A 15,910-nucleotide genomic window follows, 5' to 3' on the forward strand; every position below is an offset into this window, starting at 1 on the left:
CCCATTAGGCGGCGACGCGCGCGGCGAAGTCGGCCAGGTATTGGTCGGTAATGCGCTGCTGGAACAGCAGGTTCTCCAACGGTGGCACGGGCGTGTAGCCGTAGTCGATGGTCAGCTTGCCGGCCTTCAAGGTGTCCTTGTCGTTGAACTGCTCATCGAACCAGGCTTCACCGTCGATGATGTAGCCACTGGCCTTCAGGGATCGGAACTTGGCATTGATGCTGGCCACCAGATCCTTGACGAGCGAGGGCGTCATCGGCAGGTCCGCAAAGACCATGTGCGCTTCGGCGATGGTGTCGGCCAGCACCTGTGCGGTGCGCGTGTAGTTCTCGAAGGGGAAGTAACCGCCCTGAATTTCGCAGGTGCGCGAGCCCCAGAAGCGGTAGCCGCTCATGTTGATGAGGGTGGTGACTTCCTTGGCATTGAGCACGCCGGCGTCGGTGGCCGGGTCCTGCAGATCCCAGAACACGTCCCGGCTGATGCCCGTCGGCCCGTTCACCACCACATTGGACAGCGTCTTGTGCCAGCCGGTCTGCTCGTCGATCTTGGCGCGCAGACCCAGCGCGTAGGCCACGGCCGAGATACTCACATCGGCATTCGAGGTGGTGTCCCACGAGACGAATTCCGGCCAGATCAGCATCACTTCACGCTGTCCAAACTCCGCACGGTAGGCGGTGGCGGCCACCACCGTGGCGCAGTTCCAGCACGAGGCGTAGACGAAGGCGCGCAGGGTCTGCGCCAGGGAAGCCAGCGCATTGGTCACCGCCTTGGTGTCCAGGCCAGGCGCGCCCAGGATGCGCGGCTTGATACCGAGCTTGGCTTGTGCTGCCAAGAGGGCCTTGGCGCCGGTATAGCGGCCGTCGGCCGAGACGCCGCCGATAACCAGACTGGTTTGCTCGGCTTCGTCGTCGCCCTCAGCCACGCGCACGAGCACCACCAGCGGTTTGGCCTGTGCGGCGATGGCGTCCAGCACGCGGCGCATGGTGCCGCGCTTGCCCGCCTTGGCCTGTGCGGCGACGACATTGGTAATCAGAACTGCGGTATCCAGCGGAAAGGCAGCCGCATCCGCATCATCGGCCGTGACGATGATGCCGATGACGGCGGTGGAGATGGTGCGGATGGGGCGCGTGCCTTCGTTGATTTCGATGACGCGCACGCCATGGTGGTAGTCAGCTGCCATAGTGATAACTCCTAGTGGTTCGGATTAGGCTTGCGCCGGGGATTCTGCGGCCGGCTCTTCCGCCGGTTCCGCCGGTGCGGGAATTTCTTCGATGACCCACTCGCCGGCGGTGTCGTATTCCGGATCCATCGGACGGAAGGGCGAGAGCCAGCGCGCGCGGTGGCCAGCCGGGATTTCCGGCACGGCCGTCTGCACCGCCTGATAAGGCACGTTAAGACGATCCTCCATTGGGAAGGGGTAGGCAGTCACGGTATGCAGAAAAATGCCGTTGTCGTCGGTCTGGTAGCAAGTAATCGGGGGCATGATCAGAGGTGAATACGTGGATTGAATGCGGTGTGTTTGGGCGCTGTTTCTGCGCCTGCGATGCCGGCGGCCACAACACCGGTCACGGCTCGCGTGCCAATGGCTTGTGAACCGCCCGCGCCGTAGGGAACGACATCAGTGCCGCCCACCCCGCTGGAAAAGATCAGGCCGTGGTTGTGGTCCTTGAGCGTGTCGCCCTTATAAGCGCCAAGCGTGCGCGCACTGCCGTTATCGGCATCCGTGCCGGTGAAACGGGGAAACACGTCACGCAGATCCGGAAAGCGGAAGGTATTGGCATCCACATCGGCAAACTTGAACGTCTTCGCGGTCCAGTTCGCGGCGGCGACGCTATGCCCGTTCTGCTGTGCCCATGCCCAAATTGATGCTTGACTCGTCTTCGAGCCAAGCCCACCGACCAGGTCGGCCTCATACGATCGAGGTGCAGCGGTGGTGCCGAATTCCAATGCACCGCAGCGCAAGGTCCGGTAACCATGAAACTCGCCAGTGCCGGCTACGTCCACCCACTCCACCAAGCCAATGCTCTTGACCATCACTACATCGACGAGCTTCTTTGCAGGAACGGCCGTCAGGAAAGGAATTACCCCGGCCATGGCTTGCGCAATCGCGCTGGCCACAAACTCGATATTGGCCACCTGCCCCACATCGGCACCGGCCGCCGGAGTGGGTGCTACCGGCTGGCCAGTGAACACGGGTGATTTGAGTGGTGCCAGGTCGGCATGCGTATGCGCTTTCGGTGCCGCATAGGCCACGATGGCATCATCCGCATATTTGCGCGTGGCCAGCACCACCGCAGGATCAATCTTCAGCTCGACGGCTGCAGTGCTCGACACCAGCAAGACAACGCGCACGACCTGATCCTTTCCGGCACCGTCACTCAGCAGAGGCTTATAGCTGGGCGGGCAGTTCGCGACTGCGCACAAGTTGCCGGCGTCATCGAAGATGCCGATTTCACGCACCCACCAGCCGCCGACATCGGCCGGCAACACCTGCTCAATGATGATCTGACTGGGATTCTTCGGATCTTTTTCCAGGGTATTGATCGGGGCGCGGCGCTGTTCCTTGATCAGGCTTGTCTGCTTGCGGTCGGGCATCGGCACGACGCCATTGCCATCGCCCACGGCCATGTGCGTGAGCTTCAGCGGAATGCCCAGCGCCAGGGCATTGGCGATTCGCGCCTCGCCGATCTCGGTCGGAATAGAAAAATAGGTGCTCATGGGTAGATGCTCATGATTTCAATAATGTGGGTGGCGCAACCGATGAAGGGCCCGCCGGCGGTCTCGATGCTGTCCGGCGACCAGGGATAGACAGTGATGGCCTCGCCGAACTGCGCGTATGCGCCCACGTTGATCTGTCCACGGGTCTCCAGATGGATGCGCAGCCCGGTCAGATGACGCGATAGCGGCTTGGCGTCGTCAATGAGGCGTTCCATTTCGAGGAACATTTCATCGGTGATGCCCGAATCCAGCACGCCGACCTCAAGAGCGAAGGTGCCGCGCGGGCCGCGCGGTTCGGTCTGCCACCATTCACTGATCTTGATGATGTAGCCCAGGGACTCGACCACGCCGCGCACGGCCGCGATGGTGCCCTTGTGCTGGTGGATGTAGCGGGCGGCCTTGATCGTGCCGCGCTTGATGGTCTCGGGCCAGCTATCGTCCCAGCGATCCACCGAAAAGGACCAGGCCAGGAAGGGCAGCAACTCCACCGGGCAGCGGTCGGGATTCCACAGCAGACGAAGCGGCACCGGCGTGTCGGCCAGGGCGGCGCAGGCGCGCGCAAGAGCCCGCTCCAGGGGCGTGGTATTGGGCGGCAGGGTCGGGACCGGGTTATACATCGTCCACCTCTTCCAGCACCTCGGCGGTGATCTTGATGCCGGTGCAGCGTGCCGCTTGCGTGCGCCCGCACAGAATGTCCGCCGTAGGGGATTTCACGACTACATTGCGCACGCCTTCGACCTTCAGCGCAGCCACGTAGGCATTGCGATAGACGCTATAGCCCAGCGGGCGCAGCGGCTTGGAGATGGCGGCGGCGTTCGACCGGGCAGCGTTCAGAGCGATGGCCGCCTCTGGACCTTTCTCTACATACACCACCGCTTCCAGCTCGTAGTCGGTGACCTGGCCCTGTACCACCGAGACCAGATCGCCCAGGGGCCGGACATCCTCGGCCGACAGTGCGGCATCGACGGTTTGCAGCAGGTCAGCCGGCGCCTGCCAGTCATCCGAGTTCGCCAAGACGGCCACCACGACTTCGCACGGTGCTGGGCTGACGGCGCGCGCGTCCAGCACGCGTCCATCAGCACTGCGCGCATGGAATTCATAGGCATTGCGCGGGCCGGCCGTCGAGAGCGCATCAGGCGCTTCCTGAATGCGCAGGCGGTACGCATCGTCGCCTTCCAAGACCTCGGCCACCGGTGGCGAGGCATCCGGATCAGCTTCGACCAATACCAGGCGCTTGACGTTGGTATTAGCGCCGATCTGGTCGAGGTCGGCGCGGATGGCAAACGACAACATGACTGCCTTGGCGGCATCGTTGACGCGATTGCGCAGCAACAGCTCTTGATAGACGTTCTCCTGCAGCAGCTTGGTAGCCGGCTCAGACTCCAGCGACAGCACATTGGCAGCGGCCTCGCGCTCGTCTTCCGGCAGCAGCGCCAGCACGGCCGCCTTGCGACTGGCCAGGATGGTTTCGAAGTCCAGGGTTTCCAGCACTTGCGGTGCCGGTAGCAGGGACAGGTCGATGGGCGAGCTCATTGCGTCGCCCCTTCACGGACCTGCACGGAGAATTCGACAGCGGTGCCATTGGTCACGCCCTGCAGCACTACCGAGATTGCGCCGCTGGCGTCCCGGTTGAGGTTCACCGACGAAAGAGAAATGCGCGGCTCCCAGAGCGTCAGGCGATAGGCAACGGCCGCATAGATGCGCATGACGGTCACTCCATTCAGGGGCTGGTCAATCAGTTCGGGGATTTCCGATCCATAGGCACGACGGTAGATGCGGGTGCCCAGCGGCGTCATGAGGATATCGCGCACGGACTGCCGGATATGATCCAGCAGAGATAGGCTGCTGCCGGTGGATGCGTTCATGGCGATCATGGCAGCGGCACTCCGGATTTTTCATCGCCGCGCTTGATTTCGCCGTGCGGGTGATTGCGCAGGCTGATGTCACCGGCCTTGATGTCGCCTGTGGCCGTCACGTCGCCGTCAATAACGATTGCCGCGCCACCGTCGCCGCCCAGGACCTTGGCCCCATTGTTCAGAGCACTGAAGCCTTCCACCACGAGATTACCTTTGATGGTCACATCACCTGTGCAGGTGGTCTGCGGCGCGTCAGCGGTCACCGCATCTGCCTTCACCAGCGCCGAGCTGCCGGCCGGCAGGATGGCCGACAGGGAGTGCTTGCCGAAATCGTAGAGCACCACGGCGCCATCCGGGTAGTGGATGGAGCGAATTTTCAGGGAGGTCTGCGGTGCCGAGGAATCGGCCGAGAACAGGCCGGCCAGGACTTTACCTTGGGTCAGATCACCATTGGGAGAGAAGACGATGACTTGCTCGCCGATGGACGGCGGGCACCAATCGATGACATCACCCGCGCGCAGAGCAATCCACTGCAGCCAAGTGGTCAGCAACGAAGGCGACAAACGCACGCGCACCTTGTCCGCGTTGATCTCGGCAATCTTGCCAGTGCGGATCAAATTCGGGATGGTGCGAACGAGTTCGGAGAGGTCGGGCTTCATGCAACCCATGTTGCCGGATCGCGCGCGGGAAGGCACTTCGCGGCGGGTTGTTATCCCGGATATTGCCGCTGCACTCTCAATATTCGCAATATTTCAACTGAAATGAGACAGTGACTCTCTGCAATTTAGGCGTAACGCATAGAGAGCAAGATACATCCATACCGAATCTGGATTCGGGTTCAACCTAAAGGAGAACATCATGCGTACCTATCTGGCTCTACTGGCCCTCACCGCAGGTCTGCTCGGAACATCTGGAGCCTATGCCGCCGACACCATCATGTCCACTTCTATCGACTGGGACTTACTGGGTGAATGGATGCTCGAAGCCGGTCGGATGCCTCCTGGCTGAATAGCCCCACTCTTCTCAATCCCACTTTAGGAGAGTAACCATGCGTATCTACCTCGTGTATTTCTTGGTCGTAGTCGGGCTCATCGCAGCGTCTGGTGCACGCGCAGGACAAACTTGCTCCGGGGAGCCAGACGCTCATGGTGCACGCTGCGAGTTGATGAGCACAGCACTGCGCTAAAAGGACGGCTGGTCTAATCTGAGATTGGGCCAGCCACGATCGCTCGGCATGGCCGAATCGAATATTTGTGGAGTGCTTTTGAGAAAGCGGCTACTGGCGCTGATATCCCCACTATTCATGCGTAGTGAAACTTGGTCAGTTCTCGCTGCCGCACTGGAGCCCGTATATAAAGCGTATCTACGACGGTTTTTCTGTGCTCGCAATTATTTAATATCGTCGTTCGAGGCAGCAGTGAGATCCGAATATTCAGCTATGTACATCTCTACCTGAAGGCTCAATATCCTCATCTCTGTCAGCATTTTCCGCAGTGCTCGCATCCCTTCTCTGCATTGCTCGCGCTCAGGTGGAATTCTCATATTCAGGTCTTTTACGGAGGTGAGCACCGCTTCGCATACTTTATTCAATTGCTGCAGCTCAGCGATTTGATTCGCGAACTTTTTCTTCTGCTCCATTTTCTGTCCCGCCATCTGAGAAGAGTGCATCCCAACTCGACAAATTGTCCATCAGCAGTTTATAGCAAGGACATGTCATTTTGTGAGATGTTCCAAGAGGATCCGACGAAGCTCTGCAACATCGCTTGCCGAGAAGCCCAGCAGTGGACGGGCAGGATAGTTGAAGCTCGGCCCGCGCGAAGCCACCTTGTCTTGCAGGCCCTCATGATGCACAAGCACGATGCCAGGTGCCTCAGTGCGGCTTCTCGCTCCAGAACTCTACTGCACCTGCTGGCAGCTCAGCTAGGAGCGCAAAGAATCGTTCCTGATCTACTCGTTTGAGCAGGGCACTGGCCACCACCGCTATAGCGGTATCAGGAGAAAAGTTGTGGCGGCCGCGTAGCGCGCGCACTTCCTCAGTCATGCTAGCTCTGCTACCGAAAGGGACCGTCGGTTCGGACAGATCCCAGCGCCGGATAAGCATAGAACGCAAGCATACTGGTAGCAACTCGGCAAAAGAAATCGTCTGCTGTGGCGTAAGTCGCCGCCGGAATGTATGGAGCACCCCCTCCACCATTGTGTAGGTAACGTGCGTGCTCCACAGGTCGGCGCCGTTACGGGCCTCGACTAGAAAGTCATAGAAAATTTCTGATGCGCGGCTATATTCAACAGGGACTGGCATGGCGACTTCGTTCTCTAGGGATATAGCATCCGGCGAGGAGCGGCCCGGATCGGAAATCAGGAAAGGATACCAACTGGTGACCTCCTTTGGGCGCAGCGAAGGAAAAAGCTTGTAAATCCGCAGATGTAACTGGTGCCGGTGCCGAATTTTACTGGGCACTAGCAATATGTCGTAACAGGCTGTCGCGCACCAGCATTACGTCAGCAGGATTGAACCCTAGAAGCGGGCGGGCCGGATACTTGTAGCTTGGGCCGCGCGGCGCGACCCTATCCGGCAAGCCCTCATGATGTACCCGAGCAATACGCGCCACCTTGCCGAGGAAGCCAACCGACGCCTGGCTAGCATCCGCCTGGACTTGCAGGTAAGCATTCGTGCGCAGCTTGTTGAACATGGCCGCCTTCTGTCGCTTGATCCGACCAGACTTGGAGCGCAGTTCCTTGCGGTTCTTCCGCGCCGGATAAGTCGTGCCATCAGGCGCCACCTGCTGGGCGATCAGGCGCGCATGCTCGCGGCGTAAATCGTTCGCGACCTGGCGCACCAGTTGGCGCCGTTTGGCCGGCTGAACCTTGGCGATCAGGGCGCCGGCCCATTCTTCGAGGCGTTGCAGATCATCACTCATGGCAGCCGCGGCACATCCCATTCGGCCAGCAGGCTATCGCCCTGGTAGAGCTGCCAGAAGTCATCCGCGAATGGCGGCGCGAGATGAGGCTCGGCCACGTGGATGATCTCCAGCCGGCCGCCATCTTGCCGCTTCACAATCGTGCGCTCGGTTAGCGCCAGCTTGATCGACAGATCGAGAGAGTCGGCGCTATTCATGTCCACTTCGAAGCGGATGGCCTTCTTGGCATTTTCCGGGTTGGCAAACGCCTCCCGTTGATGAACCCGCATCCAGGCCAGCAGCGGCACGAACACCAAATCGAGGTCCAGCCCGATGTCGGTCAAGATCAGGTTCAACACATAGTCATATTCAAAGGAGAGCCCGGCGGTGCCGGTCGCACGCGAGCCGCCCTCATCGATGAAGATGTGCAGCTTGTCCGGATTTTGCGCCAGATCCTTAATGGCCTTGCGCAGGTAATCCCGCAGGTTCTTGGGCTTGTACATTCAGTTTCTCGCGCAAGGCGTTGTAGGCGTCGATCAGGGCATTGCTTTGTCGGATGGCGTCATCGCCTTCACTGGCGATGTCGTCAAGAAACTCTGCTGCCGCTGGCGTAAGTTCGGCTCGCGCTTCCTGGCCAGCTCCACCGGTAGCGCCGGTATCTGCGCAGCCGGGCCAGGCTGGCACTGCAGCGTTGACGGGGACTGACAGCCGGATAGCGCCGCTGCGCACGCCAGCAATGTAAGTGTCTTTCTCATGGCGGGCTGCATCCCTTTCATTGGTGAGCTTGTCGGTAATGGCCTGGATGGCGTCGCGTGCGTTGCGCTCGGCCTGTAGAACCTGTTGCGCGCGTTCTGCCCTGGCGTCCGCCGCTACCTGATTGGCCACGGCAATGCCGGTCTTCAGGCGGTCAATGTCGGCATCCTTGCGCCATCCCTGGATTGCCCAGGCGGATACAAAAGCCACCACAAGCAAGCCGACGCCGAGCCCAGCACGCAACCGGGTGCGCCAGGTATCGGCAAGCGTCATGCCAACACCCCGCCTGCATCCAGGAAGGCCAAGTGCAGTTCCTCGCTGGTCTTCAGGGTCGGCAGCACGATTGCTTCGCCGCCTTCCCGCGTAAATGCCTTTTCTAGATCCACATAGCGATGCTCGAACTGACCATAGCCAGCGCCCGGCAAGGAAGCCCAAATGTTCTTGCACTTGGCGATAGCGTCCGCCAGGCGGCCGGCGTCGATATCGGGCAACGCCCGACATTCCTTGATCTGCTGCAGGGCGATGGCGTCTTGCACGTCCGGACCGAACCCCGTCAGCCCAAGCTGCCTGCGGTAGACATCGTAGTAGCGCATCAGTAGCTGATAGCCTCCGGCGGCGGTAGACCAATTCTTGATGCGGGGAATCCAGACCCGCACGCGCGGATGATCGGCGTAGCTGGTAAAGCGGGTGCGGCCGACGATCTGGTCATATCCACGGTCGCGCGTGGTCGGCGAATTGGACGTGCCTTCGGAGAAGCGCAGCATGCCCAGGAAGGCGCGGCGGTTGTCGGTGGCGTTCACAGCGTTTCCTTCACGTCGCGCGCCAGCTCAGCAATGTCCTTGCCTTGGCGTCGCTGAAACCACAGCGCCACGGCCCGCGTAATCCACCAGGCCGGCGCGCCCACCATCAAATCGACCGGCTTCGGCCCCAGCACGGCGGCAATCGTCGGCACGTGCTGCAGTAGCACCGAAAATGCCAGGTCGCCGAACATGATGGAGAAGGCGCCCGCGCACGCCAGGCGCACCACGAATTCCTTTTCGTTGAAGGAGCCATCGAGATTGCGCGGGGGGAGGACGATATAGAGCAGCGCGGCGCCGACCATGCCGAGCACGGCCTTGATACCGTAGATTTTCAGGATGGCAGCGATGCCACCAGCGGATTCTGCTGCCATAACGTGATTTCCCCTTGTCAATAATTTGGTATTCATGTTGTCAGTCCCACAGGCTGATGCTGTCTTGCGCGGTGCTGGGCGCTTCTACTGCAGCAGGTAGCGTGACCATCGTTCCCGCTGGGAGCACGGCCCCCAACGCGGCCAAGGCCGGATTGAGGGCTAAGGCCTGTTCCACATAGCCGCTACTGGCGCCCAGGTAGCGAAACACCAACGCATCGAGTGTGTCGCCCTGCTGGCTGCGCACCTGCATCAGATCAGCTCCACGGTTGCATGCGTGCGGCCGAGAATGTCATTGATGGCCCAATGGCCGTTACGGCGCTGCACGTCCGGCGCGGTGTCCATCCATTCCATGTTTTTCTTGTCGGTCAGGGCACTCGCGGTGGTGTCGTAGTCCCGATAGCTCTCGAAGATGTCAGCCTTGGCGAAGCTGTAGACGGCGCGACGATAGTGCGCGACGTACTGGCTTTCACCGTCCACCTTGAGCGCGGGCACCTCTTCCAGCTTCTGGATGCCCTTGGCTAGGTAACTGGCCTGCCATTCACGTAGTAGCCGATTCGTGGTCAGGATCGCGTCCACCAGGGCCGGACGCAGGCGCGCGTCGGTCACGGTCGAATCCAGCCGCATGGCGTCCCGCATGGCCGGCATGCTGATGTCAGGGAAAAATCCATCATTGGTGATGGCCTTCACATCGGCCGGCACGGTCGGCCCCGCCGTCACCGGCACCTCGTCGATATAGCTCATGGTTTTGAATATGTGGGGGGCGGTGGCCGAGACATCCGACGAACAAAGTCGCTTCCGTCTCGGGCCGCCCCTGCGCCGTGGGGTGCTCTTTACTTGGCCGGTTCGGCAAACTTCTTCAGTCGCCGTTCCAGCCGCTCGATTTCCTTCTTGACGCCGGCCGCCTGGTGCAGCTCGCTCGCACGGGTGAGGTGCTGCAGCGAAGCCGTGGCCCGGTCAGCCGTTGCCGCCGTGATGTTCTCGGCGTCCACCTGATTGACTAACTCAAGCAGTGCCAGGCCCAGCGCCTTATGCACCTTGGCGCGCGCCTGGTCGGGCGTATCGGCATTGCCGGTCATGGCCAGGACCTGTTGCAGGATCTCGGCCGCGCGGGCCGGGTCGTCCTTCAACTTGCCGCCCAGGCTGGCGCCCGCGAAATCGTCCTGCAGCAGCGTGGGCAAGGTCCGGTTGTAGCGATCCGGTAAATTGAACTGGTGTTCCAGGGCATAGGCCGAGAGCTGCAGGGCGCGTTCGTAGTCGCCGACATCGATGTGCCACACCAGTACGTTGACCAGCACTTCGTCGTGGGCGCCACGGCCGCCCGTCAGCACGCCATCAATCCAGTCCTGATAGGCCGGCAGCATGGTCGCCTTCATCTCGATCTTGCGTTCAATAGACTGGATATTCGACAGCGTTCGGCGGTCTTCATGGAGCTTCATCAGCATCAGCTCATAGGCGCTGCCGGTGGTCACGCCGCCCGGCTCGCCGGCGGATGCCGCCAGCTTGCCAAGCATGCGCTCACGGTGGCGCGCGGCAGGAGAGAGGCGGGACATTAGGCGCCGCCCGCTGCCGCATCCTGCAGCACCACGTTTTCCACCAGGGCGGCCAGGCCCTCGTCCTCGATCACATAGGCGTCGTTCGACGACTCGTAGTTCTCGATGCGGTCGGCCTTAGGTTCGTCCACCACGCGACGGCGGCGGCCGCCGTTCTGGAAGTAGATCGACAGATTGTCCAGGCGGGTAATCAGCATGGCATTGGCCGGGAAGGACGGCACCCGCACCGCAGGCAGGCCGCCGATACGCTTCTGGCTGATGATGATGTCCGCGGCCAGGGTCTCAGTCGGGGCCTTCTCCTTGTTGATCAGCGGGAAATACTTGTCGTGCAGCAGTTCACGGCCGACGATGACCGCCAGGCCGGTATCGTCCTGATACCACGGGTCCAGATTGGTGACCGCGTCATACACGGCGGCATCGAGGTTGGCATAGTCCGCACCGGCACCACCGCCGATGACCACTTTGCCGGGCAGATCCTGGCCGACCAGGCCCATGACGCGCTGCGGCGAGTTCTCGCGGATCTGTTGCAACCAGCCCTTGTTCACGTCCTGCAGCAGCGGATACTGCGTCAGATTGGTATCGGCCGCGACCTTCACGCCGTTGAAACCGATCATGATGCGGTCCAGCGCCTGGCGCTTCAGGATCGCGTTCGCCACGCGGGTCTGGAAGTCTTGGAACTTGGCCCAGGCATCCAGCTTGGCATAGGTGATATGGGTATCGAAATTGGTCTTCTCGCAGCGATAGCGGGTATTCGTCATGGCCGACGCGTCGCGGGTGCTGCGGCGCTTGTCACCGCGCGTATCGGTGCGGCTGGCGATGGGACCGGACACGCCCAGGCCGATTTTCTCGCCTTCCAGCTCATCGACGCCGATGATGTTGATGCTGCCCAGGAATTCGGACGATTCCTGCATCTTGTCTTCCAACTTCTGCTGCACGCTCGGGTCCACCGAGAAGGTGGAGTGGACGGCACCGCCGGCAACATCGTTGAGCGTCGCCAGGCGCGAAGTGTAGGCGTTATAGGCGGCGCGGGTCTGATTCTTCATGTGTTCTGCTCCAGTGAAATGCGGAAATGGTGTACTTAGTCGGCCGGCAGCTTAGAACTCGGTCTGCACGGTGCCGCTGTTGCTGCCACCGGTGGCCGGCGGGCGCTGCACGTTGCTCTTGTCGGTCAGGTCGATGGTCTGGCGGAATTGTTCGGCAGCGGTCGATTCATCGCCCACGCGCTTTTCCAGCTTCTCCAGACGCGCCACGGCCTCGGCCGCATCCTTGCTGGCCTGTGTGGCGGCCTGTGCGAACTCGCCGACCTTCTCGGCCACGGCGGTCATGGCGGCAACCACATCGGCGTGCTGGGCATCGGCCTTCTTCTCACCGCCACCAATGCGGCTGAACAGTTGCTTGATGGTCTCGGCCACGCTCGGGCCGTCTTCCTCGAATTCGAGCTTGGCCTCGATGGCTTCAGAGAACAGGTTCTCCGGCTTCAGCTTTCGGGGAGTAAAGGGCGAGGCCTTCGGATTGGTGGCCGAGAACTGCAGAATCTCGGTGCCCAGGCTGGCGGGGCTGTCGGTCACGGCCAGGCCGACCAGATAGGAGCTGCCGGTATCAGCAAACTTGTCGGCCAGCTCGATGCTGGTGAAGATCTTCTGACGATCCTTGTTCATGGCGATCAGTGCGGGCGTCGGTTCGATCTGGGCGAACAGGGCCAGCCGCTTACCGTTCTCGGCGTCGACCTCTTCGGCCTTCACTGCCAGCACATCGCCGTAGGCCTTGAACGGGCCATCAGGAAGCAAGCTGCGCAGATGTTCGACCCACACGCGAGCACCGTAGGTTTTCACGTTGTAGCTGTCGGCCATCTGCTGGATTTGCTCGCGGCTGATGCTACGGCCGTCGGTGGTCGCGCCTTCGGTCGCGACGCGGAAAAATTTGCTCTTGGTTGCCATGAGTTTTCGCGCTCGTTATCGGTTGATCGGATAACGTCATCTTCTGCCGATGGGCGAAATGCATCAATGAACTAAGGGTTGTTATCAGGGATAGCGACTCGGCAAAGTCCCCGCTACGCGCGCGCGCCGCCTACGCTTGCGGCATGTTAGAAATTCCAGAAGACATCAAGGACAACATCGACCAGGCGACAGAGCCTCGGCACGTTGCGCGCCGGCTCTATTTCGAGGGCTGGCGCATCTCGTCGATTGCGCGCCACCTGAAGATTAAGCGTTCCACCGTCAATAGCTGGAAGCACCGCGATGAATGGGAAAAAGTCTCCCGCCTTGAGCGCGTAGAGATTGCCCTTGAAGCGCGCATAGTGCAGCTGATCGCCAAGGAAGTAAAGGGCAACGGCGAGTACAAGGAACTCGACGCACTAATGCGCCAGCTTGTGCAGGCCGCGCGCGTGCGCCGCTATGAGCAGCCGGGAGGCAATGAGACCGACCTTAATCCCAAAATCGCCAATCGCAATGCCGGCCCGAAGAAAAAGCCGGTGCGCAACGAGTTCAGCGAAGAGGCCCAGCAGCGCATTGTCGAGGCATTCAACGATTCCCTATTCGACTATCAAAAGGTCTGGTACCGAAACGGCAACGAGCGCACTCGCATCATCCTGAAATCGCGCCAGATCGGCGCGACCTGGTACTTCGCCCGAGAAGCTTTGATTGATGCGATCCAGACCGGGCGCAATCAGATTTTTCTTTCGGCTTCGAAATCGCAGGCGCACGTCTTCAAGCAATACATCATCCAGTTTGCAAAGGACGCGTGCGGCGTGGAGCTGTCCGGCGATCCTATCGTATTGCCAAACGACGCGCACCTGTATTTCCTTGGCACGAACGCACGCACCGCGCAGGGCTATCACGGTAATTTCTATTTCGATGAATTCTTCTGGACGCACAATTTCACTGAGCTGAACAAGGTGGCGTCCGGCATGGCCTTGCACAAGAAGTGGAGAAAGACCTACTTCTCCACGCCCTCGGCCACCACGCACCAGGCTTATCCGTTCTGGACCGGTGAAGCATTCAACAAGCGCCGCGCCAAGGGAGAAAAGGTCAACATCGATGTGAGCCACAAGCGGCTGTCCTCGGGTTTTACGGGCGAGGACAAAATCTGGCGTCAGATTGTCACGATCATGGACGCCGCAGCCGGCGGCTGCGATCTGTTCGACATCGATGAGCTGCGCGACTTCGAATACTCGCCGGACCAGTTCGACAACCTCTTGATGTGTAACTTCATCGACGATTCCGCGTCGGTGTTCCCCTTGGCCGATCTGCAGCGCGGCATGGTCGATTCGTGGGTGGACTGGGACGACTACAAGCCCTTCACGGCACGCCCCTTTGGCCACCGGCCTGTGTGGATTGGCTATGACCCTTCATTGACGGGCGACAGCGCCGGCTGCTCCGTGATTGCACCACCGCTGGTCCCTGGCGGCAATTTCCGCATCCTTGAACGCCACCAGTGGCGCGGCAAAGATTTTGCGGAACAGGCCGCGCTCATCAAGGAAATGTGCGGCCGCTACAACGTGCAGTACATCGGTATCGACACCACGGGCATGGGCGTGGGCGTCTATCCCCTGGTGAAACAGTTCTTCCCAGGTGCTACCGCCATCAGCTATTCGCCGGAGGTCAAAACGCGGATGGTGTTGAAGGCCCAAAACATCATCCGCAGTGGACGCCTGCAGTTCGATGCCGGCTGGACGGACATCGCGCAGTCCTTCATGGCCATTCGCAAGATCCTCACACCCAGCGGCCGCGCCGTCACCTATGACGCCGGCCGCTCGGAAGAAACCGGCCACGCTGACTTGGCCTGGTCGGTCATGCACGCCCTCGACTATGAGCCCTTCGAAGGCACTACCGCTAACAACACCTCTTCCATGGAGTTCTTCTGATGAAACACAGAGCACGCCGCCGCGCGGCTGCATCCGACAACACGCTGCCGGCCAAGGCCGAGGCGCTGCCGTCGCCAGCCGTTGAAGCGTTTTCTTTTGGCGATCCTTCGCCCGTGCTGGAGGGCCGCGACATGCTGGCCGATGTCGAGTGCTACCGCAATGGCGATTGGTACGAGCCGCCCTTGAGCATGGCAGGCCTGGCCAAGTCCTTGAATGCCAGCGTTCATCACGCTAGTGCGATCTGGTGCAAGGTCAATATCCTGGCCTCGACCTTCCAGCCGTCTGCCGTCTTGTCGCGTGGAGACTTCACGCGCCTGGCGCTGGACTTCCTGCTGTTCGGCAACTGCTACGCCGAGCGGCGCGAGAGCATGACGGGGAAGCTTTTGAACCTCAAGCCGGCATTGGCCAAATACACGCGCGTCGGGGTAGAGCCAGGGCGCTACTTCTTCGTCAATGGCTGGCGAGATACCTACGAATTTGAGCGAGACGGCATCTGGCACTTGCAGGCGCCCGACATCAATCAGGAAGTGTACGGCGTGCCGCAATACGTGAGTGCGCTGCAATCTGCCTGGCTCAATGAGTCGGCCACGCTCTTCCGCCGGCGCTACTACCTCAACGGCTCGCATGCCGGCTTCATTCTCTACATGACCGACACGGCCAGCAACGTCAATGACGTGGACAAGCTGCGCGAGGCAATGCGCAACAGTAAGGGACCGGGCAACTTCCGCAACTTGTTTGTGTATGCACCTGGCGGCAAGAAAGACGGCCTGCAGATCCTGCCGGTATCTGAGATCGCTGCCAAGGATGAATTTTTCAACATCAAAAACTGCACGCGCGACGACGTGCTGGCCGCGCATCGCGTGCCGCCGCAATTGCTCGGAACCATGCCCAACAACACCGGCGGATTCGGCGATGTGACAAAAGCCGCCGCCGTCTTTGGCTGCAACGAGATTGAGCCATTGCAGGCGCAGTTTCTTTCATTGAACGAATGGGCCGACCAAGAGGTGGTCCGGTTCCGTCCCTATCAACTTCCTACCAATGAGGGCAAATAATCGTGAGCGATCATGCAGATAACGCAGACAGCAATATCTACCGAACTATCG

General features: G+C 60.7%; 23 protein-coding genes. 3 read left to right on the forward strand and 20 right to left on the reverse strand.

All coding sequences use genetic code 11. The features are described 5' to 3' along the window. Window positions 1–4: 4 nt before the first annotated feature. The 7 genes from JOD78_RS19215 to JOD78_RS19250 are packed head-to-tail and all read right to left on the reverse strand — an operon-like array spanning window position 5 to window position 5,233. Window positions 5–1,180 carry a phage tail sheath protein gene (locus JOD78_RS19215; RefSeq protein ID WP_209567375.1) on the reverse strand — a complete coding sequence of 392 codons (1,176 nt, stop codon included), beginning with the start codon at window positions 1,178–1,180 and terminating at the stop codon, window positions 5–7. Between the two features lie 24 nt (window positions 1,181–1,204). Further along, window positions 1,205–1,483, reverse strand: coding sequence for a phage tail protein (locus JOD78_RS19220; RefSeq protein ID WP_209567377.1), 279 nt, complete (start codon window positions 1,481–1,483; stop codon window positions 1,205–1,207). A 2-nt stretch (window positions 1,484–1,485) separates the two neighbouring features. Then, complete coding sequence (locus JOD78_RS28045) at window positions 1,486–2,718, reverse strand: phage tail protein (RefSeq protein ID WP_245202212.1); 1,233 nt, start codon at window positions 2,716–2,718, stop codon at window positions 1,486–1,488. Next, complete coding sequence (locus JOD78_RS19235) at window positions 2,715–3,335, reverse strand: phage tail protein I (protein WP_209567379.1); 621 nt, start codon at window positions 3,333–3,335, stop codon at window positions 2,715–2,717. The genes JOD78_RS28045 and JOD78_RS19235 overlap by 4 nt, the downstream gene beginning before the upstream one ends. After that, on the reverse strand, window positions 3,328–4,251 hold the full coding sequence (locus tag JOD78_RS19240; protein WP_209567381.1) for a baseplate J/gp47 family protein: 924 nt from the start codon (window positions 4,249–4,251) through the stop codon (window positions 3,328–3,330). The genes JOD78_RS19235 and JOD78_RS19240 overlap by 8 nt, the downstream gene beginning before the upstream one ends. Beyond that, complete coding sequence (locus tag JOD78_RS19245; RefSeq protein ID WP_204727237.1) at window positions 4,248–4,592, reverse strand: GPW/gp25 family protein; 345 nt, start codon at window positions 4,590–4,592, stop codon at window positions 4,248–4,250. Before JOD78_RS19245 ends, JOD78_RS19240 begins: the two co-directional genes overlap by 4 nt. Continuing rightward, window positions 4,589–5,233, reverse strand: coding sequence for a phage baseplate assembly protein V (locus tag JOD78_RS19250; protein ID WP_209567384.1), 645 nt, complete (start codon window positions 5,231–5,233; stop codon window positions 4,589–4,591). The genes JOD78_RS19245 and JOD78_RS19250 overlap by 4 nt, the downstream gene beginning before the upstream one ends. A gap of 199 nt (window positions 5,234–5,432) precedes the next feature. Between JOD78_RS19250 and JOD78_RS19255 the strand changes: the two genes are divergently transcribed. Then, window positions 5,433–5,582, forward strand: a complete 150-nt coding sequence (locus JOD78_RS19255; RefSeq protein ID WP_209567385.1) for a hypothetical protein — start codon at window positions 5,433–5,435, stop codon at window positions 5,580–5,582. Window positions 5,583–5,963: 381 nt separating this feature from the next. Here the strand turns inward: JOD78_RS19255 and JOD78_RS19260 are convergent, their stop codons facing one another. The 13 genes from JOD78_RS19260 to JOD78_RS19320 all read right to left on the reverse strand — a co-directional run bounded on the left by JOD78_RS19260 (window position 5,964) and on the right by JOD78_RS19320 (window position 12,882). Then, entirely contained in the window at window positions 5,964–6,212 is a 249-nt protein-coding gene (locus tag JOD78_RS19260) for a hypothetical protein (RefSeq protein ID WP_209567388.1), read from the reverse strand. 75 nt (window positions 6,213–6,287) lie between these two features. Further along, window positions 6,288–6,431 (reverse strand): phage virion morphogenesis protein, encoded by a 144-nt coding sequence (locus JOD78_RS19265; RefSeq protein ID WP_348534274.1) that lies wholly within the window; start codon window positions 6,429–6,431, stop codon window positions 6,288–6,290. 13 nt (window positions 6,432–6,444) lie between these two features. Next, window positions 6,445–6,873: a DUF2267 domain-containing protein gene (locus JOD78_RS19270; RefSeq protein ID WP_209567390.1), complete on the reverse strand. Its 429-nt coding sequence runs from the start codon at window positions 6,871–6,873 to the stop codon at window positions 6,445–6,447. 148 nt (window positions 6,874–7,021) lie between these two features. Continuing rightward, a complete protein-coding gene (locus JOD78_RS19275; protein WP_209567391.1) occupies window positions 7,022–7,492 on the reverse strand; it encodes a phage virion morphogenesis protein in 471 nt (156 codons plus the stop codon). Then, window positions 7,489–7,974: a phage tail protein gene (locus JOD78_RS19280; protein WP_209567393.1), complete on the reverse strand. Its 486-nt coding sequence runs from the start codon at window positions 7,972–7,974 to the stop codon at window positions 7,489–7,491. Before JOD78_RS19280 ends, JOD78_RS19275 begins: the two co-directional genes overlap by 4 nt. Then, complete coding sequence (locus JOD78_RS19285; RefSeq protein WP_209567396.1) at window positions 7,928–8,497, reverse strand: lysis system i-spanin subunit Rz; 570 nt, start codon at window positions 8,495–8,497, stop codon at window positions 7,928–7,930. The genes JOD78_RS19280 and JOD78_RS19285 overlap by 47 nt, the downstream gene beginning before the upstream one ends. Next, a complete protein-coding gene (locus tag JOD78_RS19290) occupies window positions 8,494–9,024 on the reverse strand; it encodes a glycoside hydrolase family 104 protein (protein WP_209567398.1) in 531 nt (176 codons plus the stop codon). The genes JOD78_RS19285 and JOD78_RS19290 overlap by 4 nt, the downstream gene beginning before the upstream one ends. Further along, window positions 9,021–9,431: a hypothetical protein gene (locus tag JOD78_RS19295; RefSeq protein WP_245202213.1), complete on the reverse strand. Its 411-nt coding sequence runs from the start codon at window positions 9,429–9,431 to the stop codon at window positions 9,021–9,023. The genes JOD78_RS19290 and JOD78_RS19295 overlap by 4 nt, the downstream gene beginning before the upstream one ends. Window positions 9,432–9,435: 4 nt before the next feature. After that, window positions 9,436–9,645, reverse strand: coding sequence for a tail protein X (locus JOD78_RS19300; protein ID WP_209567400.1), 210 nt, complete (start codon window positions 9,643–9,645; stop codon window positions 9,436–9,438). After that, the gene (locus JOD78_RS19305; protein ID WP_209567402.1) at window positions 9,645–10,136 is read right to left on the reverse strand and encodes a head completion/stabilization protein; all 492 of its coding nucleotides are present in this window, start codon (window positions 10,134–10,136) and stop codon (window positions 9,645–9,647) included. The genes JOD78_RS19300 and JOD78_RS19305 overlap by 1 nt, the downstream gene beginning before the upstream one ends. Before the next feature lie 89 nt (window positions 10,137–10,225). Beyond that, window positions 10,226–10,945, reverse strand: coding sequence for a phage terminase small subunit (gene gpM / locus JOD78_RS19310; RefSeq protein ID WP_209567404.1), 720 nt, complete (start codon window positions 10,943–10,945; stop codon window positions 10,226–10,228). After that, entirely contained in the window at window positions 10,945–11,988 is a 1,044-nt protein-coding gene (locus JOD78_RS19315; RefSeq protein ID WP_209567406.1) for a phage major capsid protein, P2 family, read from the reverse strand. Before JOD78_RS19315 ends, gpM begins: the two co-directional genes overlap by 1 nt. Window positions 11,989–12,039: 51 nt before the next feature. After that, window positions 12,040–12,882 carry a GPO family capsid scaffolding protein gene (locus JOD78_RS19320; RefSeq protein ID WP_209567408.1) on the reverse strand — a complete coding sequence of 281 codons (843 nt, stop codon included), beginning with the start codon at window positions 12,880–12,882 and terminating at the stop codon, window positions 12,040–12,042. 143 nt (window positions 12,883–13,025) lie between these two features. On the opposite strand from JOD78_RS19320, the gene JOD78_RS19325 reads away from it, so the two are divergent. Together JOD78_RS19325 and JOD78_RS19330 are read left to right on the forward strand one after the other, a co-directional pair. Then, on the forward strand, window positions 13,026–14,807 hold the full coding sequence (locus JOD78_RS19325; RefSeq protein WP_209567409.1) for a terminase ATPase subunit family protein: 1,782 nt from the start codon (window positions 13,026–13,028) through the stop codon (window positions 14,805–14,807). Then, window positions 14,807–15,859: a phage portal protein gene (locus JOD78_RS19330; RefSeq protein WP_209567410.1), complete on the forward strand. Its 1,053-nt coding sequence runs from the start codon at window positions 14,807–14,809 to the stop codon at window positions 15,857–15,859. Before JOD78_RS19325 ends, JOD78_RS19330 begins: the two co-directional genes overlap by 1 nt. The last annotated feature ends 51 nt before the right edge of the window (window positions 15,860–15,910 follow it).

It is taken from the genome of Herbaspirillum sp. 1130, assembly GCF_017833835.1.
In the GTDB taxonomy this organism is placed as follows: Bacteria; Pseudomonadota; Gammaproteobacteria; order Burkholderiales; family Burkholderiaceae_D; genus Herbaspirillum; species Herbaspirillum huttiense.